The organism is Azonexus sp. (genome assembly GCF_049652925.1).
Classification (GTDB): Bacteria; Pseudomonadota; Gammaproteobacteria; order Burkholderiales; family Rhodocyclaceae; genus Azonexus.
The window spans coordinates 1-24,774 of record NZ_JBASFI010000002.1 but is presented as its reverse complement, the minus strand read 5'-3'; the positions used below and the strand labels follow the sequence as shown (position 1 = coordinate 24,774).

The 24,774-nt window shown below is 61.1% G+C and carries 28 protein-coding genes; 4 read left to right on the top strand and 24 right to left on the bottom strand.

Going from position 1 to position 24,774, the window contains the following annotated elements:
* Positions 1-7: 7 nt before the first annotated feature.
* From paaX to WBK19_RS00285, 6 genes are all read right to left on the bottom strand, one after another.
* Positions 8-955, bottom strand: coding sequence for a phenylacetic acid degradation operon negative regulatory protein PaaX (paaX, locus tag WBK19_RS00310; protein ID WP_511285859.1), 948 nt, complete (start codon positions 953-955; stop codon positions 8-10).
* A gap of 214 nt (positions 956-1,169) precedes the next feature.
* The gene (dinB, locus tag WBK19_RS00305) at positions 1,170-2,318 is read right to left on the bottom strand and encodes a DNA polymerase IV (RefSeq protein ID WP_511285857.1); all 1,149 of its coding nucleotides are present in this window, start codon (positions 2,316-2,318) and stop codon (positions 1,170-1,172) included.
* 108 nt (positions 2,319-2,426) lie between these two features.
* Entirely contained in the window at positions 2,427-2,951 is a 525-nt protein-coding gene (def, locus tag WBK19_RS00300) for a peptide deformylase (RefSeq protein ID WP_511285855.1), read from the bottom strand.
* A gap of 133 nt (positions 2,952-3,084) precedes the next feature.
* Positions 3,085-4,299 (bottom strand): cysteine desulfurase NifS, encoded by a 1,215-nt coding sequence (gene nifS / locus WBK19_RS00295; RefSeq protein ID WP_511285853.1) that lies wholly within the window; start codon positions 4,297-4,299, stop codon positions 3,085-3,087.
* Between the two features lie 104 nt (positions 4,300-4,403).
* Complete coding sequence (nifU, locus tag WBK19_RS00290) at positions 4,404-5,300, bottom strand: Fe-S cluster assembly protein NifU (RefSeq protein WP_511285851.1); 897 nt, start codon at positions 5,298-5,300, stop codon at positions 4,404-4,406.
* A 12-nt stretch (positions 5,301-5,312) separates the two neighbouring features.
* Positions 5,313-5,636: a HesB/IscA family protein gene (locus tag WBK19_RS00285; protein ID WP_226404810.1), complete on the bottom strand. Its 324-nt coding sequence runs from the start codon at positions 5,634-5,636 to the stop codon at positions 5,313-5,315.
* 343 nt (positions 5,637-5,979) lie between these two features.
* Here WBK19_RS00285 and WBK19_RS00280 point away from each other — a divergent pair, with 343 nt between their 5' ends.
* Positions 5,980-6,498 carry a hypothetical protein gene (locus WBK19_RS00280; protein ID WP_511285849.1) on the top strand — a complete coding sequence of 173 codons (519 nt, stop codon included), beginning with the start codon at positions 5,980-5,982 and terminating at the stop codon, positions 6,496-6,498.
* Here WBK19_RS00280 and WBK19_RS00275 read toward each other — a convergent pair.
* From WBK19_RS00275 to nifE, 9 genes are all read right to left on the bottom strand, one after another.
* A complete protein-coding gene (locus WBK19_RS00275; protein ID WP_511285847.1) occupies positions 6,425-6,841 on the bottom strand; it encodes a hypothetical protein in 417 nt (138 codons plus the stop codon). The genes WBK19_RS00280 and WBK19_RS00275 overlap by 74 nt on opposite strands.
* Positions 6,842-6,844: 3 nt before the next feature.
* The gene (locus tag WBK19_RS00270) at positions 6,845-7,192 is read right to left on the bottom strand and encodes a hypothetical protein (RefSeq protein ID WP_511278326.1); all 348 of its coding nucleotides are present in this window, start codon (positions 7,190-7,192) and stop codon (positions 6,845-6,847) included.
* 71 nt (positions 7,193-7,263) lie between these two features.
* Positions 7,264-7,533, bottom strand: coding sequence for a ferredoxin III, nif-specific (gene fdxB / locus WBK19_RS00265; RefSeq protein WP_226404802.1), 270 nt, complete (start codon positions 7,531-7,533; stop codon positions 7,264-7,266).
* On the bottom strand, positions 7,530-7,748 hold the full coding sequence (locus tag WBK19_RS00260) for a CCE_0567 family metalloprotein (protein ID WP_226498342.1): 219 nt from the start codon (positions 7,746-7,748) through the stop codon (positions 7,530-7,532). Before WBK19_RS00260 ends, fdxB begins: the two co-directional genes overlap by 4 nt.
* 14 nt (positions 7,749-7,762) lie before the next feature.
* Positions 7,763-8,224 carry a NifX-associated nitrogen fixation protein gene (locus WBK19_RS00255; protein WP_226404798.1) on the bottom strand — a complete coding sequence of 154 codons (462 nt, stop codon included), beginning with the start codon at positions 8,222-8,224 and terminating at the stop codon, positions 7,763-7,765.
* On the bottom strand, positions 8,217-8,672 hold the full coding sequence (locus tag WBK19_RS00250) for a SoxR reducing system RseC family protein (protein ID WP_511285845.1): 456 nt from the start codon (positions 8,670-8,672) through the stop codon (positions 8,217-8,219). The genes WBK19_RS00255 and WBK19_RS00250 overlap by 8 nt, the downstream gene beginning before the upstream one ends.
* Before the next feature lie 8 nt (positions 8,673-8,680).
* Positions 8,681-9,106: a NifB/NifX family molybdenum-iron cluster-binding protein gene (locus WBK19_RS00245; RefSeq protein ID WP_226498340.1), complete on the bottom strand. Its 426-nt coding sequence runs from the start codon at positions 9,104-9,106 to the stop codon at positions 8,681-8,683.
* 16 nt (positions 9,107-9,122) lie between these two features.
* A complete protein-coding gene (gene nifN / locus WBK19_RS00240) occupies positions 9,123-10,526 on the bottom strand; it encodes a nitrogenase iron-molybdenum cofactor biosynthesis protein NifN (protein WP_511285843.1) in 1,404 nt (467 codons plus the stop codon).
* Positions 10,527-10,535: 9 nt separating this feature from the next.
* Positions 10,536-11,936, bottom strand: coding sequence for a nitrogenase iron-molybdenum cofactor biosynthesis protein NifE (nifE, locus tag WBK19_RS00235; protein WP_511285841.1), 1,401 nt, complete (start codon positions 11,934-11,936; stop codon positions 10,536-10,538).
* Between the two features lie 240 nt (positions 11,937-12,176).
* Between nifE and WBK19_RS00230 the strand changes: the two genes are divergently transcribed.
* Positions 12,177-12,611, top strand: a complete 435-nt coding sequence (locus WBK19_RS00230; protein ID WP_511285840.1) for a universal stress protein — start codon at positions 12,177-12,179, stop codon at positions 12,609-12,611.
* Positions 12,612-12,661: 50 nt separating this feature from the next.
* Here the strand turns inward: WBK19_RS00230 and WBK19_RS00225 are convergent, their stop codons facing one another.
* The 9 genes from WBK19_RS00225 to rsxA form a co-directional block, all read right to left on the bottom strand.
* Positions 12,662-13,771 carry a ComEA family DNA-binding protein gene (locus WBK19_RS00225; RefSeq protein WP_511285838.1) on the bottom strand — a complete coding sequence of 370 codons (1,110 nt, stop codon included), beginning with the start codon at positions 13,769-13,771 and terminating at the stop codon, positions 12,662-12,664.
* 220 nt (positions 13,772-13,991) lie between these two features.
* Positions 13,992-15,323 carry a citrate transporter gene (locus WBK19_RS00220; RefSeq protein WP_511285836.1) on the bottom strand — a complete coding sequence of 444 codons (1,332 nt, stop codon included), beginning with the start codon at positions 15,321-15,323 and terminating at the stop codon, positions 13,992-13,994.
* Between the two features lie 147 nt (positions 15,324-15,470).
* A complete protein-coding gene (locus WBK19_RS00215; RefSeq protein ID WP_226404788.1) occupies positions 15,471-15,740 on the bottom strand; it encodes an RnfH family protein in 270 nt (89 codons plus the stop codon).
* Positions 15,741-15,751: 11 nt separating this feature from the next.
* Positions 15,752-16,423 carry an electron transport complex subunit E gene (locus WBK19_RS00210; RefSeq protein WP_511285834.1) on the bottom strand — a complete coding sequence of 224 codons (672 nt, stop codon included), beginning with the start codon at positions 16,421-16,423 and terminating at the stop codon, positions 15,752-15,754.
* Positions 16,424-16,432: 9 nt separating this feature from the next.
* The gene (gene rsxG, locus WBK19_RS00205) at positions 16,433-17,038 is read right to left on the bottom strand and encodes an electron transport complex subunit RsxG (protein ID WP_511285832.1); all 606 of its coding nucleotides are present in this window, start codon (positions 17,036-17,038) and stop codon (positions 16,433-16,435) included.
* 1 nt (position 17,039) lies between these two features.
* On the bottom strand, positions 17,040-18,137 hold the full coding sequence (locus WBK19_RS00200; protein WP_511285830.1) for an RnfABCDGE type electron transport complex subunit D: 1,098 nt from the start codon (positions 18,135-18,137) through the stop codon (positions 17,040-17,042).
* A complete protein-coding gene (gene rsxC / locus WBK19_RS00195; protein ID WP_511285828.1) occupies positions 18,134-19,663 on the bottom strand; it encodes an electron transport complex subunit RsxC in 1,530 nt (509 codons plus the stop codon). Before rsxC ends, WBK19_RS00200 begins: the two co-directional genes overlap by 4 nt.
* Positions 19,664-19,670: 7 nt before the next feature.
* Positions 19,671-20,198, bottom strand: coding sequence for an RnfABCDGE type electron transport complex subunit B (locus tag WBK19_RS00190; RefSeq protein ID WP_511285826.1), 528 nt, complete (start codon positions 20,196-20,198; stop codon positions 19,671-19,673).
* Positions 20,199-20,211: 13 nt separating this feature from the next.
* Entirely contained in the window at positions 20,212-20,790 is a 579-nt protein-coding gene (gene rsxA / locus WBK19_RS00185) for an electron transport complex subunit RsxA (RefSeq protein ID WP_226404778.1), read from the bottom strand.
* A gap of 265 nt (positions 20,791-21,055) precedes the next feature.
* Between rsxA and nifL the strand changes: the two genes are divergently transcribed.
* Together nifL and nifA are read left to right on the top strand one after the other, a co-directional pair.
* Positions 21,056-22,588: a nitrogen fixation negative regulator NifL gene (gene nifL, locus WBK19_RS00180; RefSeq protein WP_511285824.1), complete on the top strand. Its 1,533-nt coding sequence runs from the start codon at positions 21,056-21,058 to the stop codon at positions 22,586-22,588.
* Positions 22,589-22,602: 14 nt separating this feature from the next.
* Positions 22,603-24,246 carry a nif-specific transcriptional activator NifA gene (gene nifA, locus WBK19_RS00175; protein ID WP_511285822.1) on the top strand — a complete coding sequence of 548 codons (1,644 nt, stop codon included), beginning with the start codon at positions 22,603-22,605 and terminating at the stop codon, positions 24,244-24,246.
* The last annotated feature ends 528 nt before the right edge of the window (positions 24,247-24,774 follow it).

The window sequence follows — 24,774 nt, the reverse complement described above, 5'->3', positions numbered from 1 at the left end:
TAGCTGATCAGGCGATCAGCGGATCGTATTGCGAAAAACGCTCGGGCAGCATGCCGTCCTCGCCGGGAACACTTCCGTCGGACAGGCACAGCATCTTGTCGAGATGGCGGCATGATAGTGGCTCCAAGCGCTTGTAGAGTTCCTTGCACAGCAAGCGGGCCTGCTGACCCGGCCAGTCGCCGGGGAGCAGGACTTCCGGCAGTTCCGGGTCGCGCAGCAGCAGGCGCCGGTAATCGTGGATGAGCAGGATGCGGACGAGGAAGGCGTCCTGTTCGCTGACATCGGCCAGATGATCGCGCCGCAACTCGTCGAGAATCGGCTGATAGGCTGCCACGAACTCGCTATAAGCTTCAGCCAGCGCGCCCAAGTCCCAGGCGCGACGAACCAGATCGGAATCACTGGCCGATAGCGCCGAACGGGAATCGGCCGCAAACAGGGGCATCAATGCCCCCAGGGCGGACGAGAGTCCTTCGGCGATCAGCGCATCGAGCACGCTGGACAACTCAGCGCTCGGGTGCACGAAACAGTCGCCGCCCAATACACCGAACCCCTGCCAGAACAGCGCCCGGCGAACCTGATCACGCACTTTGGGTTCGAGATCACCGACCACCAGAATCAGCCGCCAGCGGCGATCCCAGAGCGGTGCATGCGAGGCATAGATATGGCGCGATGCTTCCTCGAAGCGGCGCCGCCCGGATGGCGTCAGCACGTAGTCGGCGCGCCTGCCTATCGTTTCCGTACGCAGCCATTCTTCCTTGGCCAGACGGAACACCGAGGTACGAATCAGGCGCTCGTTGAGCTCCAGCGGTTCGAGCAGGCGGATCAAACTACCCAGCCAGATGCGGCCGCCACGCGGCAGGATGGCGTCGCCGAACACTGTAATGATGAGCGAACCCGCCTGAACCCGGCGCTGCTGGCGGAATTCATCGAGACGGGATTGGATGGCAATGCTCACAACGATCTGGACGTTCTATTTGGTTAGCGAGGCAAGACGCGCATGATTTTACCCTATCTTGCGTATCATTTTTGTGGCGTATGAAAATTACGAGAAGCAATCAACAGCCTTGATCCGCAAGCCTACAGCGAACAATAGCGATACAAATATCGATAAATTATTTAGCCAAACGTAGCACTTAATTACCTTCTACCCGGCAATTCGATGGACAGGCCTACAAAGGCAGCTCCGCCTGGATCGCCGACTGCGCGATTTCCTCCGCTCCTGCCTCGACCAAGCCACCGGCGCGAACGCCGAGTAGACGGATGCGCTGATCGAGCGGCACCCGCTTCAGGCACAAGCCAGCCGCCTGGCGAATTGCTGCGCCGTCGCTGACGGCTACCGTCAGCGTGACATCCCGGGTGACCGCCCTGAAATCCGAATATCTGATCTTGATCCCCACCGTCCGGCAGGCGTAGCCTTTTCGTACTAGGTCGTCACCCACACGCAGGCATAGCGAGGTAAACACTTCGGACAATTCGGATCGGTCCGCCTTGGCGTGGAGATCCCGCTCGAAAGTAGTTTCGCGACTGATCGACTTCGGTTCCGACTCGGTGACCACGGGCCGGTCATCGATACCGCGGGCGATACGATGCATCCATAGCCCGGTGCTCCGGCCAAACTTGCTGACCAGAAACTCCTGCGGCGCAGCTGCCAGTTCGCCAATGGTCCGAATGCCATGGCGCTCAAGGCGTTCACTGGCCTTCGGCCCGATCCCGTTCACCTTCTTTGCCGCCAATGGCCAGATCCGTGTCGGGACATCCTCCATCGACAAGATCGTCAGCCCATTCGGCTTCTCGAGGTCCGAGGCGATTTTGGAGAGCAGTTTGTTGGGCGTCACGCCAATCGAACAACTCAGCCCGGTTGCGGCAAAAACTGCATCCTTGATACGCTGGGCCAGCACGCTCGTTTCCTCAGGAATATCGCTCAGATCGACGTAAATTTCGTCAATTCCACGATCCTCGACATTGGGCGCAACCGCCCGGACCGCCGCCTTGAACAGCCGTGAGTAGTGACGATAAGCCTCGAAGTTAGCTGGCAGAAGGATGGCCTCCGGCGCCAGCTTCGCCGACTTCATGAGCCCCATGCCGGAAAACACGCCCAAGGCCCTGGCCTCATAAGTCGAGGTGGTAATCACCCCCCGCCCCGCGTATTCGCGCAAACGGGAAAAATGTCTTAAGCCGTCGGCTTGCACCACCGGCTGATGAACACTCCGCCCGCCCACCACCACAGCCTGCCCGCGCAACTCGGGATAGCGAAGCAACTCGACCGAGGCGAAGAAGGCATCCATGTCGAGATGGGCGATACGGCGAATACTGTTCATATAAACAGTATAGCAAAATCAACGAGAGGCGATCCAAATGCCGGTAGCTTTTGGCTGAGCACAGCTATGCCGGCAGCGCGAAGTTGCCCACCACGACAGCGAGGCAAATTAACGCACCAAGTCCGGGAACAGCACCTCGGTAAAACCGAAGCGCGCAAAATCGCGCATCCGCGATGGAAATAGCCGGCCGATCAGGTGATCGCACTCGTGCTGGACAACCCGCGCATGAAAGCCGTCAACTGTCCGGTCGATTGGCAGGCCATCGGCGTCGAAGCCCTGATAGCGGATGCGGGCGTGGCGCGGCACTTCGCCACGCAGACCGGGAACGGACAGACAGCCCTCCCAGCCCAATTCTTCGTCATCACCCAGGGGCGTAATGATTGGATTGATCAGAATGGTCTGCGGCACTGAATCAGCATCCGGATAACGCTCACTTTTTTCGAATCCGAAGATCACAACCTGCTGGCCAACGCCAATCTGCGGAGCCGCCAGGCCAACACCGCCCGTCGCGGCCATGGTGTCGAACATATCCTCGATCAGTTGCTTCAGCTCGCCCGTCCCGAACTCAGTCACCGGATCCGCCACCTTGAAAAGCAACGGTTCGCCCATGCGCAGGACTTGTCTGACTGCCATCGTGATTTTCCTCAATCCTGATTTCGATATGGAGTACTTTGAATATTAGGGGACACCGGCAAGACATGCAGAAAAAAAGCCCCGGAATTTCTTCCGGGGCTAACCGAGGTTGCTGCAGAGAGAACGGTTGCCTTCAGGCGTAAGTCGGGGCGAAAGCGGCTTCAGGATTGGTGGCCGGGCCCTTGTCTGTCCAGTACGGCGAAAGTTTGCGCAGTTGCGCGACGATGGGCGGCACGGCTGCGATGACGCGGTCGATTTCTTCTTCGGTGTTGTAGACCGATAACGAGAAGCGGATCGTGCCGTGTGCGGCGGTGTAGGGAATGCCCATGGCGCGCATGACATGCGACGGTTCGAGCGAGCCGGAGGTACAGGCCGAGCCGGAGCTGCCGGCGATGCCTACCTTGTTGAGCAGCATCAGAATGCCTTCACCCTCGATATACTCAAAGGCAATATTGCTGGTGTTGGGCAGACGATTGGATACATCACCGGTCGGGAAGCAATGCGTGATCTGGCTGAGCAGCCCCGTCTCCAGCTTGTCGCGCAGGCGGCGGACTTCGGTGTTTTCGACGTCCATTTTGTTCATGGCCAGTTCGCAAGCCATGCCGAGGCCGACGATGGACGCCGAGTTCTCGGTGCCGGCGCGACGACCGCGCTCCTGATGCCCGCCACGGAGCAGCGGACGGAAGCGGCAGCCGCGACGCAGGTAAAGTACGCCGATGCCCTTCGGGGCGTGCAGCTTGTGACCCGACAGCGAGAGCATGTCGATCTTGGTGTTCTTGAGATCGATGGGAATCTTGCCGACGGCCTGCACGGCGTCGGTATGGAACATGATGCCCTTGGCAGCGGCAAGTTCGGCCATCTCGACGACCGGGAAGATAGTGCCCGTCTCGTTGTTGGCCCACATTGCCGAAACGATGGCGACGCGGTCGTGCAGCAGCGACTTGTATTCGTCCATGTCGATGCGGCCCTTCTTGTCCACCTTGAGTTTATGGACGATGTAGCCTTCCTTTTCCAGCCACTCGCACAGCGTGAGGATGGCCGGATGCTCGACGTTGGTGGTGATCACCGTGTTGCGGTCGGGCTGGGCCTTGAGGGCGGAAAGGATGGCAGTCGAGTCGGACTCGGTGCCGCAGGAGGTGAAGATGATTTCCGAGTCATGCTCGGCGCCGAGCAGCGCCTGAACCTGACTGCGGGCCTTCTTCAGCGCCTTGCCGACTTCACTGCCGAAGGCGTGAATCGACGAGGCGTTGCCGAAATGCTCCGTGAAAAACGGCAGCATGGCTTCGACCACAGCGGGATCGACCCGCGTCGTGGCGTTGTTGTCGAGGTAGATCGGTTTCGGTTCCATGGCGCAGTCCTCGGGTTCTCTGTTGAGGTTGGGATGATTTCAAATTCGGTCGATTTTTCCGGTTGACCGTGGCAAGCCTGGCTGACCGGAAAAGTCTGTGTCGATCAGGCCTCTACGGGCATGTGCGACGAAGGCAGCACCTGGACCAGCTCGCCCAGCGCTTCGATCATCTTCTGCTGGATGCCGCCGAGGGTTGCCGCTTCCATCATGCAACCGGAACAGGCGCCCTTGAGGTGCACATAGATCTTCTTGCCCTGAACGTCGGCCAGCTCGACATCGCCGTGATCGCGCTGGAGCATCGGGCGAACCGATTCGAGCACTTCCTGGATCTTGGCAATCTTCTCGACGATCGACAGTTTCTTGGCGGGCGGCTTCGGTGCTTCCGGCGTGGCCGGGCAAGCCGGCGGTGGCGAGACTTCACCCGGACCGGCACGCTCGGACATAACCTTGGCCAGGATTTCCTCGATACCTTCGTGGCAAGCCGCGCAACCGCCGCCGGCCTTGGTATAGAAAGTGACTTCCTCGACCGTATTGAGGTTGTTGGCCTTGACCACATCCTCGATCATCACGGCGTCGATGGCGAAACACTTGCAGATCAGTGCGCCTTCTTCGTGGTCGTCGGACCACTCTTCGCCACGGTAGTTGGCGATGGCAGCCTGCAGGGCTTCGCGGCCCATGACCGAGCAGTGCATCTTTTCCGGCGGCAGACCATCGAGAAAGTCAGCAATGTTCTGGTTGGAAACCTTGAGCGCCTCATCCAGCGTCATGCCCTTGACCATTTCGGTCAGTGCCGACGACGAGGCGATGGCCGAACCGCAGCCGAAGGTCTGGAAATGGGCGTCGAGGATGACCTCGGTTTCCGGCTCGACCTTGAGCATCAGGCGCAGCGCGTCGCCGCACTGGATGGAACCGACGTCACCAATGCCGTTCGCTTCTTCCAGCGGGCCGGAATTGCGCGGGTTGAAGAAGTGTTCGCGAACCTTGTCTGAATATTCCCACATGGCTATTGCTCCTTAGACCGAGAACGAAGAGCCGCAGGAACACTGGGCGCTGGCGTTGGGATTGTCGAATTTGAAACCGGTATGGGTCAGCGTATCGACGAAATCGACGGTCACGTTGTCGATCATCGGCATGGTCATGGCATCGACCAGCACCTTGACGCCTTCGACTTCCAGTTCCCAGTCGTCTTCAGCCTTCTCGGTTTCGAGCTTCATGCCGTACTGCAGGCCGGAGCAACCGCCGCCGGAAATGGTCAGGCGCAGCCCGAGCACAGGCGTTTCAGAACCGCGGATAAAACGTTGAACAGCCTTAATGGCAGCGGGGGTCAGATTGATCATGGCGATTCTCCCAGAGTAGATGACCTGATCTTGCAAGGGCCGTGCCACGACACGAATAAAAATATAAACACTTTATTTTCAGCAGCTTGGTTCAATCCGTAAGCCAAAATCGCCTTGTCAGGTTCACTACAATCCCTGACAGATACCCCACTCGAAACCGACGGCGCGTGGCAAAACGGGGAACCAAAATTGATTTCCGCCACTCCATCACTTGCGGAAAGCAAGGCGCCACGGCACTCTTCGCGCCCGGCATCCGGCAATGGCCGCCCTGGAAGCGTTTCCGGAGGCAGACAGGTACGGTCCGTGCTAATTACTGTTCATATCAACGAATCGATACAACAACATGACCGCCCCCTGGCAGAGAAGCTTCCTCGATTTCGCCGGCCCCGGCATCGACCGGCCCTCGGACACCTTGCGTGTCACCGACGGCGAAGCTGCGGACATTCTGGCCAAGCTGCTCGCCCAAGCGTGGACTACGCAATTGCCGGCAAGATTGGCGCAAAACCCGCTGCGCGACTCCGGCTACACCATCCGCCATACCCGCGAAGGATTCAACACAGCCATTTTCAGGGTTGGCCACATCGTCGGCTTTTATGCCGGTTCCTACCTCTGGATCTCGGCTGAACATCGCGGCAGGGGATTGTCCACGCCGCTGATCCTCGCCGCCGCCGAACAGCGGGGCGGCAGCATCATGCCACCCGGCGTCGTCCTTCAGGGCTACACCCCGGCCGGTCTAGCGGCCCACCGGAAAGCCCACCGCCAGGCCATCCTCGAAGCCACCGAGCGGATTATCCCAGGACGTGTTCGTACGCCCGGCGCAGCAGATTTCGTTCGACTTCGCTTAGCTGGCGCGACTCGGTAATTGCGATAAAGCGACCGTGGATGCGGTCGGCCGCCTCGAAAGGCGGATCGATGCTGGCAAAAGCGGCGAGCAGAACGGGCACATCACCTTCCGGCGTATCGACCCAGGCCTGAAAATCAGCCACCGGCTCGACCGCGCCCTCGGCCAGCCCGAGATGAATTTCGGCTTCCCGGACGACCGCCGTCGGATGAAACTGGACGGTTGGCGAGAAATCTTCGTCGCGCAGCGCCGACAGTGTCGGCAGTGGCTTGAAGGCGACAACGCCTGAATTCAGGCAGAGAAAGCGGACGCGACCACTGGTCCCATGCTTGTGAATGAACAGTAAACGGGGCGAAACGCTCATGGCCTACTTCGCGTATTCCGCCAGGACCGCATCGCCGCGGAATTTCTCCGGTCGCCCCCAGATTTCAACGGTATCGACGTAGAAATCGGCCTTGGCCGGGTGCGCCAGCAGCACCTGGTACTCGGCAAAAATGCGGCCATCGGGAAAGAAGGTCGCCTTGCCGAAACGGGCCTTGCCACGCCAATAGGCCAGCACGCTGACCTCCTGCGAATACGGGTCGGTCTCTTCCTCGAACACGACATCGGCCCACACCGGCTCATCGCCGATCGACAGGCCGAGCTTTTCTACCTGAGCGCGCAAGGCGGCGCAGACAGCTTCGCCGGTGGCGTTATCGGGCAAATTTGCGGTCATGGTCGAGGTATCAAGGGCGTATGGACATCTCCGCCATTCCCGCAGGCGCGGAAATGACAGAGCTTTGTGTTTCAGGCCGGTGCGTAGGTGTAGCAGTCCTTCGGACAAACGCGTCCGCAGGAGCCACAGCCGATGCAGTCAGCCGGATTGGCCAGCGACATGACCATCATGTTGTCGTCTTCGTCATCATCGTCGTCATCCAGCTCGCGCTCGACGAGGTCGAGCACGTTGCGCGGGCAGACCTTGTAGCAGCGGCCGCAGCCAATGCACTTGGCCTGATCGAGGCTGGTGGCGAATTGCGGCGTCCATTCGGTGCCGCCTTTGGTGAGTCCGGTGATCATGCTGGTTGTCCTTTCTGCGCGGCAGCGAGTCGGGCACTGGCATCGGCCCACGCCTGGCAGGCATCGTAGGTGGATTGGGAAAGCGCAGGAATTTCATGAAAGCCCGCCGGCAGGCGGTCTTCCACGAGGTCGTGCATTTGCGAAGCCCACTCGGAAGCGATCCGCTTGAGCTTCTTGACTTCCTTGTCGAGGGCGGCCAGTTCTTCGTCAGTCATGTTGCCCCCCGCCCTTACAGCCCGGCGACGTTCGGATACTGACCGATACGTTCCAGAGCGATACCGAGCATCTTGTCGGCGTCATCCTTCATCTTGGACAGGCTCGGGAAGCCGAACCGATGCACGTCGCGCAGGGTCTTTTCGACAGCAACCAGCTTGCCGACGGTGATGATAGCGCGACCAAAACCTTCGTGGGTCAGGTGCACGAGCGGCACGGCGAGCAGCTTGCATTCCTTTTCGATGAGCACGGCGATGGCGTTGTAGAAGGCTTTGACGCGCGAAATGGTCTCGTCATCCGGATCACCGATCATCGGGATGTTGGCCTTGCGTTCCTTGGTCAGGATGTAGGGATCGAGGATCTTTTCGACCGTCCAGCCGGCGTAGGTGCCATAGGTATCGAGCGCGCGCATCTGGCGGGCCATCTCCTTGACGAAATCGGTTTCGAAGATGGGATCGGCAGCAATGGCTTCAGTCATGGTCATACTCCTTGGGAAATGGGTTGGATTGGTTGGAAACCGGAATCAGTTGTGGCGCCGGCATCAGGCCGGGTACCAGGCCGATGGCGATGCGGGCAACCGCCAGCGCACCGAGAAAGCCGGCAATGGCGCCGAGTGCCGTGGCACCGTCGCTGCCATCAAGCATGGAACCGAGCCAGGCACCGAAAATCATGGCGAAGGCGGGGAATAGATAGCCGAGCAAGGCAGAGAAAGTCAGGCGACTGGCCGGCAGCGTGATCATCACCATGTCGCCGGCCTTGATGTCGCCGCTGACCGGCAAGGTCAGCAAGGTGGCCGGACGGCCGCTGGCCATCTTGCCGATGCCGCAACTGCTGCCCTGCCCGCAGGACGAGCAGCCGGCCGTTTCCATGGCGACGATGGCCTTGCCTGCCTCGACGCGCTGGACGATGCCGCGGTGTTCGATCATGTTGGCGCTCATCCTTCCCACCCCTCTTCTTCCATGGAAGCGAAGCGGTTCTCTTCCTTGGCCTTGGCCTGGGCGGCAATGGCGCGGTCGATCCAGACCACACCGCCCTCGCTCATCGCTTTCGAAATTTGCCCCAAAAGCTCGTCGACCGTGTCAACCTCATCGACGCGGATCGGCTGGATGCCCTTGGCCAGCAGCTTCTTGATCGCCGAAGCGCCAATTGCCATGACATAAACCCCGGCGCAGCCTTCGAGGAAATCGACCTTGGCGCCGAGCTTGTCCTCGTTGCCGTCCATCGCCTCTTCGGCAAACTCGGCAACGCCGACCAGCGTCGCCTTGTCCGGCGTCACTTCGTAGATCACGAAGCCCTCGGCCGAACCGAAGTGCTGGTTAACCCGCGTCCGGTCAGTGGAAGCAAAAGCGACCTTGATCATGGCGTCCGGCTCCTGCCTAATGGACCAGACCAGCTGCAGCCGACGAGATGACATGTTGTTTGCTGACGCCATCGCGGTCGTCGGCCCAGTAGATTGATCGATAGGGTGCGAGTTCATGGTGTTGTCCCAGCATGAGGTTGGCGAGATCGAACAAGGCCTGCCGCGTACCGCGGTAGCCCACCCAGGTGCGGGCGTAACCGCCCACGTGGTCGTATTGCGGAAAGCCGGCCCGGAGCAGCGGCAAGCCCAGCCGCGAAGCGGTATCGGCGGCATGGGAATTGGCGACGATCAGTTGCGCGCCGCCCAGCACTGCCTCTTTTTCCATATCCTCGAGGTCACCGACGATGACCTTGGCGATAGGCAGTCCAGCCAGGCTTTCATGCTTGTGCGTGGCAACGGCACTAACGATTTCAGCCCCCATGCTGGTCAGGAAACGCACCTGCATACCGACCAGATCGGGGTCGCCAGCCAGCGCAACGCGGGCGAAGCCGATCATGAAATGGCTATCGACCATGGCGTCCTGCAACTGGGCGCGATGGCGTTCGATCTTCTCGGGCACCGGGTTGCCGGAAATCTCGGCCAGCGCCTGGGTGAAATCGTCGCAATCCTCAAGGCCCATAAGGCCATCGAAACGGTAGTCGGGCACACCGGTGCGCGTTTTCAGGATATTCGCCGCCTTGTGCAGCGACGGGCCGACGACCAGTGTTGCGGTCGACTCGCCCATGATCTCGATTTCCGAGCGCGGCGTGCCACCGATGGTCAGCGACGAAGTTTCGGCTTCGGTCAGATGCCCATCGAGCGAATCGCCAATGTCCGGCACGACGATGGCACGCAGGCCGAAGGCTTCGACCCAGTCCTTGATCGCCTCGATATCGCCCGGCGTCAGCATGGCCGAGGCCAGCACATTGACCTGCTTCGGCCGCTTGCCGGCACAGGCGCTTTCCGGCACCAGCGTTTCGATCAGCGCTTCAATGGCCAGCGCGTAGCCGCTTTCCAGACAGCCGACGTAATCCGGCGTATTCACCGGGACTACGGCGACATGATCAAATTCCGGGTGAGCCCGACGGAAATCGCCGACGCAACGGCGAATGTCGGTGCCCTGCGTTTCCGACAGGCCGGTCGTGACGAGGCCGATGATGTCCGGCTTGCTCTTGTCGGACAGCGTGCGCAGCGCCTCGATGACGTTGTCGTCGGCGCCCATGATGCTCGACACCTGATCCATCGCCGTCGTCTGCAAGGGAATCGGCTCGCGAAAATGGCGGACGAAGAACACCTTGCCAAAGGCCGTGCAGCCCTGCGAGCCATGCATCAGTGGCAGGCTGCGGTTGAGGCCGAGGAAAGCCAGCGAGGCGCCGATGGTTTGGCTGACCTTGAGCGGATTGACCGCCAGCGCTTTCTTGGAGTGGATGATTTCAGCCATGGTTTTTCCTCACGCCGCCAGCACGGTGCCGGGACCGCTTTGCTTGGCCCACGGCGCCTGCTTGCGCACGGCAGCCCAGACCGGACTTTCCATCGACAGCGCCAGTTGGCGGGCCAGTTCGCTCATGCCGGCATAACCGGCGTAGCCGAATTCGCGCTCCTGGTTGATGTCGAGGAAGGGAATCCGTGCCTTGAGCGCCGTATAGAGATTGCGCCCGCCGGCGATCAGGATGTCGGCCTTGTACTCGTGATAGGTCGACAACAGTGCCTTCGGGCTGCCGTCGTCGATCATCTTGGTGTCCTCGCCCATCAATTCGCGGATGCGCGCCTTGTCTTCTTCGGTCGATTTCTTGGTGCCGGTCGCCACCACCTTCATGCCCAGATCCTGCAGGGCCGAAACGATGGACCACGACTTGACGCCGCCGGTGTAGAGCAGCACGCGCTTGTCCTTGAGGCGGGCGCGCCAGGGTTCAAGCGCGGCGTGGGCCTTGGCTTCCTCGCGGGCGATGACGGCTTCGGTGCGGGCCGTCAGATCCGGGTCGCCAATCAGCCGGGCGAAATCGCGCAGCGCATTGGAGACATCCTGAACGCCGTAGAAACTGCCTTCGAAGAAGGGTTGACCGAAGGTGTCCTGCATCTTGCGGGCGACATTGAGCAGCGCCTTGGCACAGACCACCATGTTGACCTTAGCGCGGTGCATGGTCTGCACTTCATGGAAGCGCGAGTCGCCGGACAGCGTGCAGAGAATGCGCAGACCGAGTTCGTCGAAGAGCGGCGCGACATGCCAGAACTCGCCAGCGATGTTGTATTCGCCGATCAGATTGACGTCGTAGGTCGGCAGGCCGTCGGCCCGCGGCACGACGGGCGCCGGTTCGGCGGTGCCGATGACGTGCTTGAACATCGCTTCGCCGGCTAGCCGGTTACCGAGATTCTTGGTGCCGTAAAAGCCGGCCGCATCGACCGGAACGACCGGCGTGCCCCAGCGTTCGGTCGCCGCCTTGCAGACGGCGCCGACGTCATCGCCAATCAGCGCGGTGACGCAAGTGTTGTAGATGAAAACCGCTTTCGGCGAATAACTGTCGATGGCCTGCTTGATGGCATGAAACAGCCGTTTCTCGCCGCGCCCCATGACCACGTCGGTTTCCGACAGGTCGGTGGTCATGCCGATCTTGTACAGGGTCACGCCGGAAGAGCGCGTGCCGCGGTTGTCCCAGGAGGAACCGGCACAGGCAATCGGGCCGTGCACGATGTGGGCAACGTCGGCAATCGGCAGCAGCGCAATCTGCGCGCCGTCGAAGGAACAGCCGCCCGCCGTAGCTCCCGGCTTGGGCTTGGCGCAGCCGGACTTTTCCTTGGTGTTATGGGTACAGGCTGGCTCGTCGAGCAAGGCCTGGATTTCGCTGGCTTTCATGCTGTTCTCCAGAGGTCTGGATAGCAATTAGCAAGACGGGTGCCACCTTTAATTCATTGATTTATATGGATTTAAAACCGCGGAAATTGTCGTCTTTGCGACAAGCCGGGCATCTATCGACAAAAACACGACCGCTTTCGCAATGCCGCTACCTAAATTAACCAACAGGCTCTACAGTTAAAGAGAGGTGAAGCAAATCCGCCAATTGAATGACTCAAAACCAGGCAAAAGGAGATTCAAATGCGTTCCGTACTACTTCCTGTCGACGGCTCCAAACATGCCTTCGCCGCTGCGCTCTACGTGATTGAGTTCGCCAAGCTGCACGGTCCGCTTGAGGTACATGTCGTCAACGTTGAACCGGCACCAGTTGCCTGGCAAACCCATGGCATGGAAGAAGAGGCGATCCGGGGGCATCTGACGGCCCGCGCGCACGTCGTGCTCAAGCCTGTCCTCAACGCCTTGAACGAAGCCGGAATTGCCCACAAGACCTACGTCCGGCAAGGCGATATTGCCGAAACCGTCGTCGGGTTGGCCGATGAACTGGGCTGCGACAGCATCGTTATGGGTACCCGCGGCCTGGGCGGGCTGGCGGCGCTGGCTCTGGGTTCGGTGACGCGCAAGGTGCTTCATCTGGCGACAAAACCGGTTGTCTGCGTCAAAGCCGAGAACGACTGAAACGAGTTCGCCCCGACCATCATCGGCCGGGGCGAACATTTCGTGTCAGCTTAGATGGCGAGTTCGTCGCGCAGCTTGGCCAACAGCTTGGGGCCTACGCCCTTGACCTTGCCCAGATCGTCGAGCGACGCATAGGGACGGCCGGCGATGATGGCGTTTACCAGGGTAGCGCTCAGGCCTTTGACGGCAAGCAGTTCTGCTTCGCTGGCTGCATTGACGGCAACGCCCTTGGCGACCGGAGCTTTGGCGGCCTTGGCGGCAGCTTTGCTTTCCTTGGCTGGCGCTTTGCTTTCCTTGGCTGGCGCTTTGCTCTCCTTGGTCACCGGCTTCGGCTCAGCTTTGGCCTTTGGTGCTTTTTCCTTCGCAACTTTTTCCTTCGGCGCCTCTTCCTTGGCGGCGGCCTTCTTGGCAGCAGCTTTCGGCTTGGCCTTGTTCTTGGCCGGCGCTTCCAGCGAAAGATTGCAGTAGTCACGCGTCACGTAACCGCCCGGACCCCATTCACGCAACATCAGGGTCAGCACGCCCGGACCTTCAGGGGCTGCCGCCGGCACGACAAAATTGCAGTCGGACAGCTTCTGGCCACCACCCAGCACGCCGAGAATCATGCTGGCGACCGGGACGCCCTGCCAGCTACCACCGGAGTACGGCGCATCGAGCGCCCACAGTTCGAGGGCTAGGGTGCCGCTCAGATTGTCTTCGGCGCGCGGGTTTTCAATGGCATCGACAGTCAGCGTGGCCATGCCGTCAGCCAGCGCGCAGGTCACATTGCCCGACAGCTTGGGCTGGACGAAGCATTCGGCGACCGGATACACGGCCAGATCGACGACCATCGGCAAGCCGTTGTCGCCCCAGCAAACCAGCGCCAGCGCCATGTCCAGCTCATCGGTACCGGCCGGCGGCATGGCGGCAACCGTGGCCGTCAGGCTCTGATAGCCGGCGGCCGGATAAACGGCCAGCTCGGCAACCTTGACGCCAGCCAGTTGCTGATCCGGAAAGCCTGACACGCTGCTCCACAACTGCAGCGCCCATTGCGATGCGGCACTCAGCGCGGCATCGGAAAAGATCAGTTCGGCATTGATCAGGACGGAGTCGCCATCAAAGCAGTAACCATGCGTTTCGCCAATGTTGGCCAAGGCGTTTCCGGAAATGTCTTGCGTCATAAATTGATACCTGTTCTATCGATTCGGGAGGCGCATTATATGTTTGATTTTCTGTTTTTTATCATGTAGTTAGTATTGTTTTTTTGGCACTGGAATGGTGCGCAAAAACACCACCCATTTGTCGCAAAGCCGACATGAAAAAAGGCGGCCGAAGCCGCCTTTGATTTCATTTTTAGACATTTTTCCCGGTTGACCGTAGCAATCCCGATTGGCGACGAGATTACTGCGCCGTGGCCGGAATCGCTGCTGGCGCTTCGACGACGACCGGCTCAGCCACTTTCTTGTGACCGGTATCGGGATGCCAGCCGAGCACGACGAGCATGACCATGAAACCGGCGACGTAGGCGACGGCAACGTGCCAGCCATGCTTGAGCCACTGAACGGCCGACTTGGCTTCCGGGTACATGTTGGACAGCGCGACGCCGGCCGACGAGCCGAACCACAGCATCGAACCACCGAAGCCGACGGCGTAGGCCAGGAAGCCCCAGTCGAAGCCACCCTGGCGCAGCGCCAGCGCGGTGAGCGGAATGTTGTCGAAGACGGCGGAGACGAAACCCAGCGTGAAGGCCGATTGCCACGAAGCCGGCGGCAGCGCTTCAACCGGCATCATCGAGGCGCAAAGCACCAGCGAGAGCAGGAAGATCGACCCCTTGATGGTTTCCGGCATCAGTTCCCAGTCGTGACGACGCACCGGGATGGTCAGGATGATCGCCACCCAGACGGCGACGCCGATGAACGGGAAGTGCTCGGCCATTTCCGGGAACTTGATGTTGATGGTGACATTGGTCGCGACGGCGAAGAGCAGCATGGTGGCAACGATGAAAATGCGGCCCCAGTCGATTTTTGTGTGCGCGTGAGAGTGCTTGATGATCGGCGAGTAGGCGTGCTGCTGCTTGGCACCAAAGTAGCCGATGATGAGCAGCGCGACACCAGCCGCGACGTAGGCATCGAACACCTGAACGGGGCTGATCCCGTCGATCCACATCATGGTCGTCGTCGTATCACCAACCACCGAGCCGGAACCGCCGGCATTGGAGGCGGCGACGATGGCGGCCAGATAACCGATATGGACCTTGCCCTTGAACAATTGGTGCGCCATGGCGCCACCGATCAGTGCGGCGGCGATGTTGTCGAGGAAACTGGAAATCACGAAGACCATGACCAGCATGACGAAGCCGCCCTTCCAGTCATTCGGCAGATACTTGGGCAAAATCACTGGCACGTGGCTCTTTTCGAAATGGCGGGCGAGCAACGCAAAGCCGGTGAGCAGGCAGAACAGGTTGGCCACCGTCACCCACTCATGACCGAGGAGTCCCATGAAACCAGCAACGCCGGCACCGGTCTTGAAACCGGTAAAAATGATCTTGTACAGGCTGATCGTGAACAGGCCGGTCAGCGCGACATAAAGGGTGACATGGTGGAACAGCGCGACACCGAGCAGGGTCAAGCCGAAGAGGATGAAATCGATGGGGATACCGCCAACGCTCGGCAGGGCGTCGGCGGCAAAAGCGGAAGCGGGTAGCAACAGGAGTGCTGGCAATAAACGATGCATGGCTGTTCTCGTGGATGATGAAATTCTGGTTATTTGTGCTGCAATTGCGCCCCCAAATACGTATTTCGGGATGCGCCCCGACCGGCAGGCGACGCCATTGTCGACTGCCCGGCCCGGTTTTTCAAATTCGAATTATCCCGTAGGGGCTCAATCGTCGGCCATATCCTTGCGCGGCACGGTTTCCGGGTCGGCGATGATGCCCCGGTAGATCTCGACGCGATCTCCCGCTTTAAGGGCGGCATCGAGCTTGACCAGGCGCCCGAAGACGCCGACTTTCTGCGCCGTCAGGTCGATATGCGGGAACTGCTTGAGTATGCCCGAGCGCTCGATGCCCTCAGCTACGGTCGATTCGTCGGGAACCTCGATATTCAGCCAGATTTGCTGGCCCGGTTCGGAATAGGCAACACCGATCTGCATTGTTTTTCTCCTCAGGCCGTAGCCAGTTCGGCTTTTTGCGCCGCACGTTCGTCCATGCGCTGTTCCATCACCCGCTTGCCGGCCAGCAAAAAGCCGAGAATGGCGAAGCCGCCCGGCGGCAGGATCATGAGCAGCGCACCGCCGTAACCGGGCAGCTTCATTTCAAGAAAGGCGAAGGACGGCCCAAGCAGGTTGGACGCCTGCGCGAACAGCGTGCCCGAGCCGAGAAATTCGCGGATCAGGCCGATGAAGGTCAGGGCGCCGGTAAAGCCCAGGCCCATGGCCAGCCCGTCGACCGCCGAGGCGGCAACGCCGTTCTTGACGGCAAAGGCCTCGGCCCGGCCGAGAATGGCGCAATTAACCACGATCAGCGCGATGAACAGGCCGAGCACCTTGTACAGATCGTGCATCCAGGCATTCATCGCCATATCGACGACGGTAACCAGCGTCGCGATCAGCACGACGAAAACCGGAATCCGCACCTGCGAACTGACCGTGTGGCGAATCATCGACACGAGAATATTGGAAACGACCAGCACCGCTGTCGTTGCCAGCCCCATGCCGAGACCGTTGGTGCCACTCGTGGTGACGGCCATGGTCGGGCACATGGCCAGTAACTGGGCAAAGACCACGTTCTGGTCCCACAACCCTTCCTTCATGATGCTGCCGTAGTTGTCGCTCATCATCCGCTCCTAGCCCGAGATTTCCGCTTTGTGGGCGGCAAAGAATTCCAGCCCGCCCTTGACCGCCTTGACCACGGCACGCGGCGTGATGGTCGCCCCGGCAAACTGGTCGAAGACACCGCTATCCTTCTTGACGCCCCATTTTTCGGGGGTCGGATCGCCCAGTGACTTGCCGTCGAAATCCTTGATCCACTTGTCTTTCTTGACTTCGATCTTGTCACCCAGGCCGGGGGTTTCGGCGTGCTTGAGCACGCGCACGCCGAGCGTCTTGCCGTCGCTATCAACCGCCATGAGCACCTGGATATCGCCGGCGTAGCCGCGTTCGGCCACCTTGAACAGGGCAGCCTTGACCACGCCATCCTTGCGGGCGCGGTAGATGGTTATCGTTTTTTCGCCCTTTTTCAGGTCGACCGTATCCTTCAGAAAATCGTTGTCGGCCATGCCTTGCGGCAGCACTTCGGCCAGTGAATCGCGCAAGTCCTTGGCTTCGGCCGCAGCAATGGCATCGCCGGTAGCGCTTGATGCCCAGGCCAGGGCCCCGCTGGCGAGCAAGGCGAAGATGCCGAGCAGGATGGGCTGGTAAGCGATCTTTTCGCGGAAAGAATCAAAATTCATCTCAGGCCTCTTTCGTTTCCGGAATATCCAGCGGCTTGCCCTTACGGTCGCGGCCAAGGACACGCGGCTTGATAAAGCGGTCAATGACCGGTGTCAGCGCGTTCATCAAGAGCACGGCAAAGGCCATCCCCTCCGGATAACCGCCCCATGTCCGGATGACCCAGGTCATGAAGCCGATGCCCAGACCGAAGACGATCTGCCCGCTTGTGGTATTTGGCGAGGTCACATAGTCGGTGGCGATAAAGAAGGCGCCGAGCATCGCCGCCCCCGACAGCAAGTGGGCCGAAGCGCTCAGGTAATGCGTCGGATCGACGCTATGGCCGATGGCGGCGGGAATCGCCAGCCCGGCCAGCACGGCAACCGGCGTGTGCCAGCTGATGATGCCGACGCCGACCAGATAAAGCCCCCCGGCAAGAATCAGCAGCGAGGCCGATTCGCCGAAACTGCCGGAACGTGCACCGATCCACGACAGTACCGGCGCATGATCGCCGGCCAGCGAATGCAGCAGGTCGATACCGCGCGACAGTTCAGTCTTGGTGTAGCCGAGCAGCGAAGCGCTGGCCATCGCATCCGGCTGCGGCAGGCTGGTCAGGAAAATGCGCAGGCCGTCGATGAAGTCAGGCGCCATCAACGACGTCAGCGGCAGCGGATGGACCCACTGGGTGAGCGGCACAGGAAAGGAAACGAGCAGCGCAACGCGGGCGACCATGGCCGGGTTGAAGACGTTCTGCCCCACCCCACCAAAAACCTGCTTGCCGATCACGATGGCGATGAAACCACCGACCACGGCGACCCACCACGGCGCCCAGGGCGGCAAGGTCATCGCCAGCAACCAGCCGGTAAGCAGCGCCGAGCCGTCGAACAGCGTCGCCTTGATGCGGGTTACGCCCATCATCTTGAGCGACAGGGCTTCGAAACCGAGGCAGGAAAGAACGGTCAGCAGCCACAGGAAGAAGGCCGGCCAGCCGAACAGCCAGAAGCCGTAGAGCGTGGCGGGCACCAGCGCCATCTGGACGCGGAACATCGTGCGCGTCACCGAGTTACCGCCATGGGCGTGCGGCGAGGCAACCGGCTGGGCGGTCAAGGCGGCCGTGTTCATGCTGATTCTCCCTGGGTTTCTGCTTTGGCAGCAGCTTCTGCCGCGGCTTTGGCGGCGGCGGCTGCTTCTCGTTCGGCCTTGCGTTTGGCGTTGGCTTCCGCCTTTTCACGGGCCTCACGCTCAAGACGTTCCTGCCGTTGCAAGGCCAGTTTCTTGGTTGCATCGCCGCGCAGCTTGGCGCGGTCCTGCGCCGCCAGTTCGCCCTTGGCATGGACGAAATACTGGACCAGCGGAATCTTCGACGGGCAAACATAGGCGCAGCAGCCGCAGGCGATGCAGTCCTTGAGACCAAGGTCGATCGCTTCGCCGTAGGCTTCATTGCGAATGCGCGAACTCATTTCGAGTGGCAGCAGGCCCATCGGGCAGGCCTTGACGCACGAACCGCAGCGGATGCACGGATTCGGCTCCTGCTCGGCGACCTCGACCGTATCGAAAGCCAGGATGCCGCTGGTGCCCTTGACCACCGGCACGCGCCAGTGCGGAATCTGCATGCCCATCATCGGGCCGCCCATGACGCGGCGAGCCAGGCCCAGTCCGTCACCCTTGAGGCCACCGGCAAAGGCAATCACCTCTTCGGCCAGTGTGCCAACGCGCACCTCGATGTTGCCAGGCTGGCTGGCGCAGTTGCCATTGACCGTAACCAGTCGCGAAATCAGCGGCTTGCCTTCGCGCACGGCCGTGCGCAGGGCGAGCGCCGTGCCGACGTTATGCACGATGACGCCGATGTCGGCTGGACGCCCGTCGGCCGGCACTTCGATCCCGGTCAGAACTTGAATGAGCTGTTTCTCAGAACCCATCGGGTAACGGGCCGGCACCGGGCGAATCTGCACGGTGTCAAAACCGGCTGCCGCAGCCTGCATGGCCGCGATGGCTTCCGGCTTGTTGTCTTCGATGCCGACCAGCGCCACCTTGGCGCCGGTGGCATGGAGCATGATGCGGATGCCATCGACGATGCCGGCGGCAGCATCGCGCATCAGGCGGTCATCACAGGACAGGTAGGGCTCGCACTCACCGCCGTTCATGACCAGCGTGGTGACCTTCGCCTTCGAAGCGCCGATCAGCTTGACGGCCGACGGGAAGGCGGCGCCACCCAGACCGACAACGCCAGCCGCGGCAACCCGCTTGCCGATTTCGGCCGGGTCGAGGGCAAACGGATCGTCGCAGCCATGCAGCTCGATCCACTCGTCGGCGCCATCGGCGTCGAGAATGATCGCCGGCAGCGTCAGGCCGGAAGGATGCGGCGCAGTGATTTCGGTGACGGCGGCAATCGTGCCGGAAGTCGGCGCGTGAATCGGAGCCGAAACCATGCCCTGCGCCTCGGCGATCAATTCGCCCTTTTTGACTTTCTGACCGACCAGCACGACAGGACGTGCCGGCCCGCCGAGATGCTGTTGCAGCGGCAGGTAGAGCCTGGCCGGCACCGGCATGACGCGCACCGGCTGATCGGCAGCCGGCCGCTTGTGGTCATCCGGATGCACACCCCAGTCATCGCCGAGGAAGTGCTTGAAGAGGTTCATGAATCCCATATCTATCTCACGCAGCGGCAGGTTTGGGCATCACCCAGTGTTGCAGGGTGACCGGCACCGGGCGCATGACCAGCGCCTCGGTCGGGCATTTTTCGATACAGCTCGAACAGCCGGTGCAGGCTTCGCGGAAGACGTTATGCACCTGCTTGGCGGCGCCGATGATGGCGTCGGTCGGGCATACCTTGCTGCAGCGGCAGCAACCGATGCACAGCTCTTCGGAAACGACGGCAATCTTCGGGCCTTCGTCGGACATGCCCGAGAGATCGACCGTCAGGCCTAGCTTGGCAGCGATGGCGGCAGCCAGCGACTTGCCGCCCGGCGGGCAGCAGGTTGGCGCGGCGCTACCGTCGGCGATGGCCGTTGCTGCTCCGGAGCAACCGGGGAAACCGCACTGCCCGCAGTTGGATCCGGGCATCATGGCGATCAGTTCGTCGACCAGCGGATTGCCCTCGACCTGCAGGAACTTGTTGGCGACACCGAGGATGATGCCGAGGGCGGCCCCGAGGAGGGTCAAGCTAAGGATGGCGGCGATCATTATCTTCTCCTCTTTACACGCTCAGGCCTGAGAAACCCATGAACGCCAGGGCCAGCAGGCTGATGGTGACAAATGAAATCGGTGCACCGGCGAAGGCGCCGGGCACCCGGGCCAGCGCGATGCGTTCGCGCAGGCCGGCGAAGATCAGCAGCACGATGGTGAAGCCAAGTGCCGAACCGAAACCGTAGAGCAGGCTCTTGAACAGGCTGAACTTCTGCTCAACGTTGAGCAGCGCCACACCGAGCACGGCGCAGTTGGTGGTAATCAGCGGCAGGTAAATGCCGAGCGACTGGTAGAGCCCGGGGCTGGATTTCTTGATGAACATCTCGGTGAATTGAACCACCGCAGCGATGACCAGGATGAAGGTCAGGATGCGCAGGTAGCCAAGCCCGAGCGGCTGCAGCATCCAGTTATCGAGCATCCACGAAGCGCCAGCAGCCAGGGTGATGACGAAGGTCGTCGCCAGCCCCATGCCGAGGGCGCTGTCCACGCTCTTCGAAACTCCCATCACCGGACAGAGTCCAAGAAACTTGATGAGCACCACGTTATTGACCAGCGCGGTGGAAAGCAGCAGTAAGAGAAATTCGCTCATGGTTGTGTGGTTCCAGTTTTTTCACTGACCTCACTGCATAAGCCATGCCAATCTGCATTCAGGGGACAGAACCCCACACTGATGCGCCATCCACAGCCATCGCACCAAGTAGGTGCGTTTCCGCAAGAGCAAAATGTCGCAAAGGCGACAGCAATTCGTAGCATTTCCCCCGAAACCCTCGTAGCAAGGCCTGATCGCCCCAGAAATCGAAGTGCGGCACGGAATCTGCTAACAAATAAAAAACGATTTATTGAGGAGCCTTTCGATGTCGGCCACACCGCTTGCCCAAGCCCGCGCCAATACGACGCAGGAAACCGCACTGCCACCGGAAGCCTATCGCCAGGCGGTCGACCAGGCAGACCTGGCTATTTCGATTACCGACGCCAGGGCCAATATCCTGTTTGCCAATGAAGCCTTCACCCGCGTCACCGGCTACAGCAAGGACGAGATTGTTGGCAAGAACGAATCGACGCTGTCCAACCACACGACCCCGCCCGAGCTCTACAAGTCCATGTGGTCCGACCTTTCGGCGCAGAAGCCGTGGGCCGGCAAACTGCTCAACAAGCGCAAGGATGGCGTCCTCTATCTCGCCGAGCTGAGCATTTCCCCGGTGGTCGATGCCGCTGGCAAGACCACGCACTTTGTCGGCATGCACCGTGACATTACCGAGATGCACCGTCTCGAACGCCTGGTCCGCAACCAGAAGCACCTGATCGAATCGGTCGTCGATGCGGCTCCGATGGCTTTTGCCCTTCTCGACCCGACCGGCCGCGTCGTTCTCGACAATCAGGAATACAAGAAAATGGTCAGCGACCTGCGCCTCAAGGAGCCGGCCCACACCATTCTCGACAGCCTTCTGCCCACCTGGCGCGAAACATTGGCCGACCGCCCGCAGGAATGCCTGGTGAACCAGCGCGAAGCCCGTATCGACCGCGCCGCTGGCCGGCCGCGCTGGCTTTCGGTCACCTCGTCGATCATCGACATGCACAGCGATTGCGCCGACAGCTACTTCTGCGCCGACGGTCAGCCCGGCCTGCTCGTCGTCATGTCCGACATCACCAGCCTGCGCGACGAGCAGGAGCGCGCCCGCGCCTCGGCCCTGCAGGCAGTACTGGCCGAGGAAGAGCGCACGGCGGCGATTCGCGAAGGCCTGTCGGCGGCGATCTTCCGCCTCGAAGAACCGATGAACGTCATGACCTCAGCCATTTCCGTGCTCCAGCGCCGCGACCCGGCCAGCGCGGCGATGCTGCAGCAAGCCCTGAGCGGCAGCCGCGAGCATCTCGAAACGCTGCGCCAGGTGATCCCGCAAGGCCAGCATGAAATCGTCGTCAGCGTGAATATGAATGAAATCCTGCGCGATGTGCTCGAAGTCAGCACGCCACGCCTGCTCTCGGCCGGCATCACCGTCGACTGGCAACCGGCCTCGACTCTGCCGGCCATGCTCGGTCGCCCGCTACAGCTGCGCATGCTGTTCAAGGCGCTGGTCGACAACGCCATCGAGGCAATGAACATCAAGGGCTGGAAACGGCGGGAACTGTCGCTGATTAGCGCCTTGAGCAACGACTGCATCGTCGTTTCGGTGATTGACAGCGGCCCCGGCATCCCGCACGAGTGGCGCCACAAGGCTTTCGAGCCGTTCTTCACGGCCAAGGGCGGTAGCGGCAAGCACATCGGCACCGGCCTGTCGCGCGCCCAGCAGGTGGTCGCCGACCATGGCGGCATCATCGATCTCGACGATAGTCCAAGCGGTGGCTTGGCGGCGATCGTCGAATTCCGCGTCGACGGCGACCCGATCTAAGAAGAACGAACAGCATGCATAAACATATAATTCATCCCCTCACAGAAGAGTGCCCGCCGCCCGGCGGGTTCTGCCGAACGCACGAGCTCAACATCCAGTTGCTGGCGGCGCTCTACGCCGTCAGCCGGGTGCTCAGCCGCTCGCTCGATTTCAACGAAACCCTGCGCGATGTCCTGCGCGTACTGCATGACGAGGCCGGTCTGACCCGCGGCCTGATCAGCGTGCTTGATCCGGAAACCGGCAAGCTCAATATCCGCACCATCTACACGCCGGAAGGCCCGATCCTCGACGACAACCAGTACGGCCCGGGCGAAGGGGTGATTGGCCTGGTTCTCGAAAAGCCGCGCACCATCAAGCTGGCCCGCGGCGCCGATGAGCCGAAATTCCTCAACCGCAACGGTGTTTATCAGCCGGATCTCCCCTTCATCGCCGTGCCAATCAAGGTCGGTGGCGACCTCAAGGGCGTCCTCGCCGTCCAGCCCGAAGCGCCGGAAGACGGCCTGCTCGAGGAGCGCGCCCAGTTCGTCGAAATGGTCTCCAACCTGATCGGCCAGAGCCTCAGCCTGTCGATGGCCGTCGCCCAGGAAAAATCATCGCTGCTCGAAGAGCGCGACCTGCTCCGCCGCACCGTTCGCCACCAGTTCGGCTTCGACAGCATGGTCGGCCGCTCGGCCGTGATGCGCCGGGTTTTCGATCAGGCGCGCATGGTTGCCAAGTGGAACACCACCGTGCTGATCCGCGGCGAAACTGGCACCGGTAAGGAACTGATCGCCAACGCCATCCACTACAACTCGCCACGCGCCCGCAATGCGCTGGTCAAGCTCAACTGCGCGGCACTGCCGGAAAACCTGCTCGAATCCGAACTCTTCGGCCACGAACGCGGCGCCTTCACGGGTGCCGTCGAAGCGCGCAAGGGACGTTTCGAACAGGCCCACGGCGGCACGCTGTTCCTCGATGAAATCGGCGAAGTCTCGGCCGCCTTCCAGGCCAAGATGCTGCGCATCCTGCAAGAAGGCGAATTCGAGCGCGTCGGCGGCAGCAAGACCATCAAGGTCGATGTCCGCATCATCGCCGCTACGCACCGCGATTTGGAGACAGCCGTCGAAATGGGCGACTTCCGCGAAGACTTGTTCTATCGCCTGAACGTCATGCCACTCTTCCTGCCGCCGCTGCGCGAGCGGATCGAGGACATTCCGGAAATCGCCCGTCACCTGCTCACCAAGATCGGCAACGACCAAAAACGCAAGCTCAAGCTGACCGACATGGCCAACCGCCGGCTGGCCAGCCACGAGTGGCCGGGCAATGTCCGCGAGCTGGAAAACTGCCTCGAACGCGCCGCCGTGCTGTCCGACGACGGCAACATCGACGTCGATCTGATCCGTTTCCCCAGCGTCCGCGAACGCACCAGCCCACGCCCGCTCCGCGCCGCCGCCAGTGCCCCGCCGGAGAATTTCCATCGTCCTGCAGTCAACCCGAATTCCGGGGGAAATCCGGAAATCGACATCGACGATCCGAACCTGTCGGAAAAGGAACGCGTCATTGCCGCGCTGGAACAGGCGGGCTGGGTGCAGGCCAAGGCGGCGCGCATTCTGGGGATGACGCCGCGGCAGATTGCCTATCGGATTCAGACGCTGAATATTGAGGTCAAGCAGTTCTGAACTTGGTTTCTGCTTAATAGGCTTGGGGTTGCGGACAAGCTTGGGGTTCCGCCTTGCTGGCGGGCGTACTTTCTTTTGCTTCGCCAAAAGAAAGTAGCCAAAGAAAAGGCGACCCCGGGGGCGGCGCCCTGCAGGTTCCTTCCGCTACTCGGCAGACCGGGCGGCTTGCTAAACTCGCCTACGGCTCAGACAACGCAAGCCGACTGCCCCCGGCCTGCCTGCGTTGCTCAGCGCCTTCCACGGGGACCCCAAAAGCGTCCACGGTCAGCCGTCGTTCCGAAAATAATGGTTTTCCACGGTCAACCGGAAAAAAAGCCTAAAAATGACATCCACTGGTCGAGCGTGGACGCCTTACCAGGCCCCTTGGGAGGTGCCGAGCAACGCAGGAAGGCCGGGGGATTTCGGCGAGGACTGTCTGAGGGGCGCAGCCCCGAGTTCCGCAGCCGCCCGGCGTTCCGAGTAGCGCAGGGAACCGGCGTAGCCGGCACCGACCCAGGGGTGGCCTTTTCTTTGGCTACTTTCTTTTGG

Excerpts from the sequence above, each read along its gene's own strand:
- dinB (WP_511285857.1), bottom strand. The coding sequence starts at position 2,318 with ATGAACAGTATTCGCCGTATCGCCCATCTCGACATGGATGCCTTCTTC.
- def (WP_511285855.1), bottom strand. The coding sequence starts at position 2,951 with ATGGCAGTCAGACAAGTCCTGCGCATGGGCGAACCGTTGCTTTTCAAG.
- nifS (WP_511285853.1), bottom strand. The coding sequence starts at position 4,299 with ATGGAACCGAAACCGATCTACCTCGACAACAACGCCACGACGCGGGTC.
- nifU (WP_511285851.1), bottom strand. The coding sequence starts at position 5,300 with ATGTGGGAATATTCAGACAAGGTTCGCGAACACTTCTTCAACCCGCGC.
- WBK19_RS00285 (WP_226404810.1), bottom strand. The coding sequence starts at position 5,636 with ATGATCAATCTGACCCCCGCTGCCATTAAGGCTGTTCAACGTTTTATC.
- WBK19_RS00280 (WP_511285849.1), top strand. The coding sequence starts at position 5,980 with ATGACCGCCCCCTGGCAGAGAAGCTTCCTCGATTTCGCCGGCCCCGGC.
- WBK19_RS00275 (WP_511285847.1), bottom strand. The coding sequence starts at position 6,841 with ATGAGCGTTTCGCCCCGTTTACTGTTCATTCACAAGCATGGGACCAGT.
- WBK19_RS00270 (WP_511278326.1), bottom strand. The coding sequence starts at position 7,192 with ATGACCGCAAATTTGCCCGATAACGCCACCGGCGAAGCTGTCTGCGCC.
- fdxB (WP_226404802.1), bottom strand. The coding sequence starts at position 7,533 with ATGATCACCGGACTCACCAAAGGCGGCACCGAATGGACGCCGCAATTC.
- WBK19_RS00260 (WP_226498342.1), bottom strand. The coding sequence starts at position 7,748 with ATGACTGACGAAGAACTGGCCGCCCTCGACAAGGAAGTCAAGAAGCTC.
- WBK19_RS00255 (WP_226404798.1), bottom strand. The coding sequence starts at position 8,224 with ATGACTGAAGCCATTGCTGCCGATCCCATCTTCGAAACCGATTTCGTC.
- WBK19_RS00250 (WP_511285845.1), bottom strand. The coding sequence starts at position 8,672 with ATGATCGAACACCGCGGCATCGTCCAGCGCGTCGAGGCAGGCAAGGCC.
- WBK19_RS00245 (WP_226498340.1), bottom strand. The coding sequence starts at position 9,106 with ATGATCAAGGTCGCTTTTGCTTCCACTGACCGGACGCGGGTTAACCAG.
- nifN (WP_511285843.1), bottom strand. The coding sequence starts at position 10,526 with ATGGCTGAAATCATCCACTCCAAGAAAGCGCTGGCGGTCAATCCGCTC.
- nifE (WP_511285841.1), bottom strand. The coding sequence starts at position 11,936 with ATGAAAGCCAGCGAAATCCAGGCCTTGCTCGACGAGCCAGCCTGTACC.
- WBK19_RS00230 (WP_511285840.1), top strand. The coding sequence starts at position 12,177 with ATGCGTTCCGTACTACTTCCTGTCGACGGCTCCAAACATGCCTTCGCC.
- WBK19_RS00225 (WP_511285838.1), bottom strand. The coding sequence starts at position 13,771 with ATGACGCAAGACATTTCCGGAAACGCCTTGGCCAACATTGGCGAAACG.
- WBK19_RS00220 (WP_511285836.1), bottom strand. The coding sequence starts at position 15,323 with ATGCATCGTTTATTGCCAGCACTCCTGTTGCTACCCGCTTCCGCTTTT.
- WBK19_RS00215 (WP_226404788.1), bottom strand. The coding sequence starts at position 15,740 with ATGCAGATCGGTGTTGCCTATTCCGAACCGGGCCAGCAAATCTGGCTG.
- WBK19_RS00210 (WP_511285834.1), bottom strand. The coding sequence starts at position 16,423 with ATGAGCGACAACTACGGCAGCATCATGAAGGAAGGGTTGTGGGACCAG.
- rsxG (WP_511285832.1), bottom strand. The coding sequence starts at position 17,038 with ATGAATTTTGATTCTTTCCGCGAAAAGATCGCTTACCAGCCCATCCTG.
- WBK19_RS00200 (WP_511285830.1), bottom strand. The coding sequence starts at position 18,137 with ATGAACACGGCCGCCTTGACCGCCCAGCCGGTTGCCTCGCCGCACGCC.
- rsxC (WP_511285828.1), bottom strand. The coding sequence starts at position 19,663 with ATGGGATTCATGAACCTCTTCAAGCACTTCCTCGGCGATGACTGGGGT.
- WBK19_RS00190 (WP_511285826.1), bottom strand. The coding sequence starts at position 20,198 with ATGATCGCCGCCATCCTTAGCTTGACCCTCCTCGGGGCCGCCCTCGGC.
- rsxA (WP_226404778.1), bottom strand. The coding sequence starts at position 20,790 with ATGAGCGAATTTCTCTTACTGCTGCTTTCCACCGCGCTGGTCAATAAC.
- nifL (WP_511285824.1), top strand. The coding sequence starts at position 21,056 with ATGTCGGCCACACCGCTTGCCCAAGCCCGCGCCAATACGACGCAGGAA.
- nifA (WP_511285822.1), top strand. The coding sequence starts at position 22,603 with ATGCATAAACATATAATTCATCCCCTCACAGAAGAGTGCCCGCCGCCC.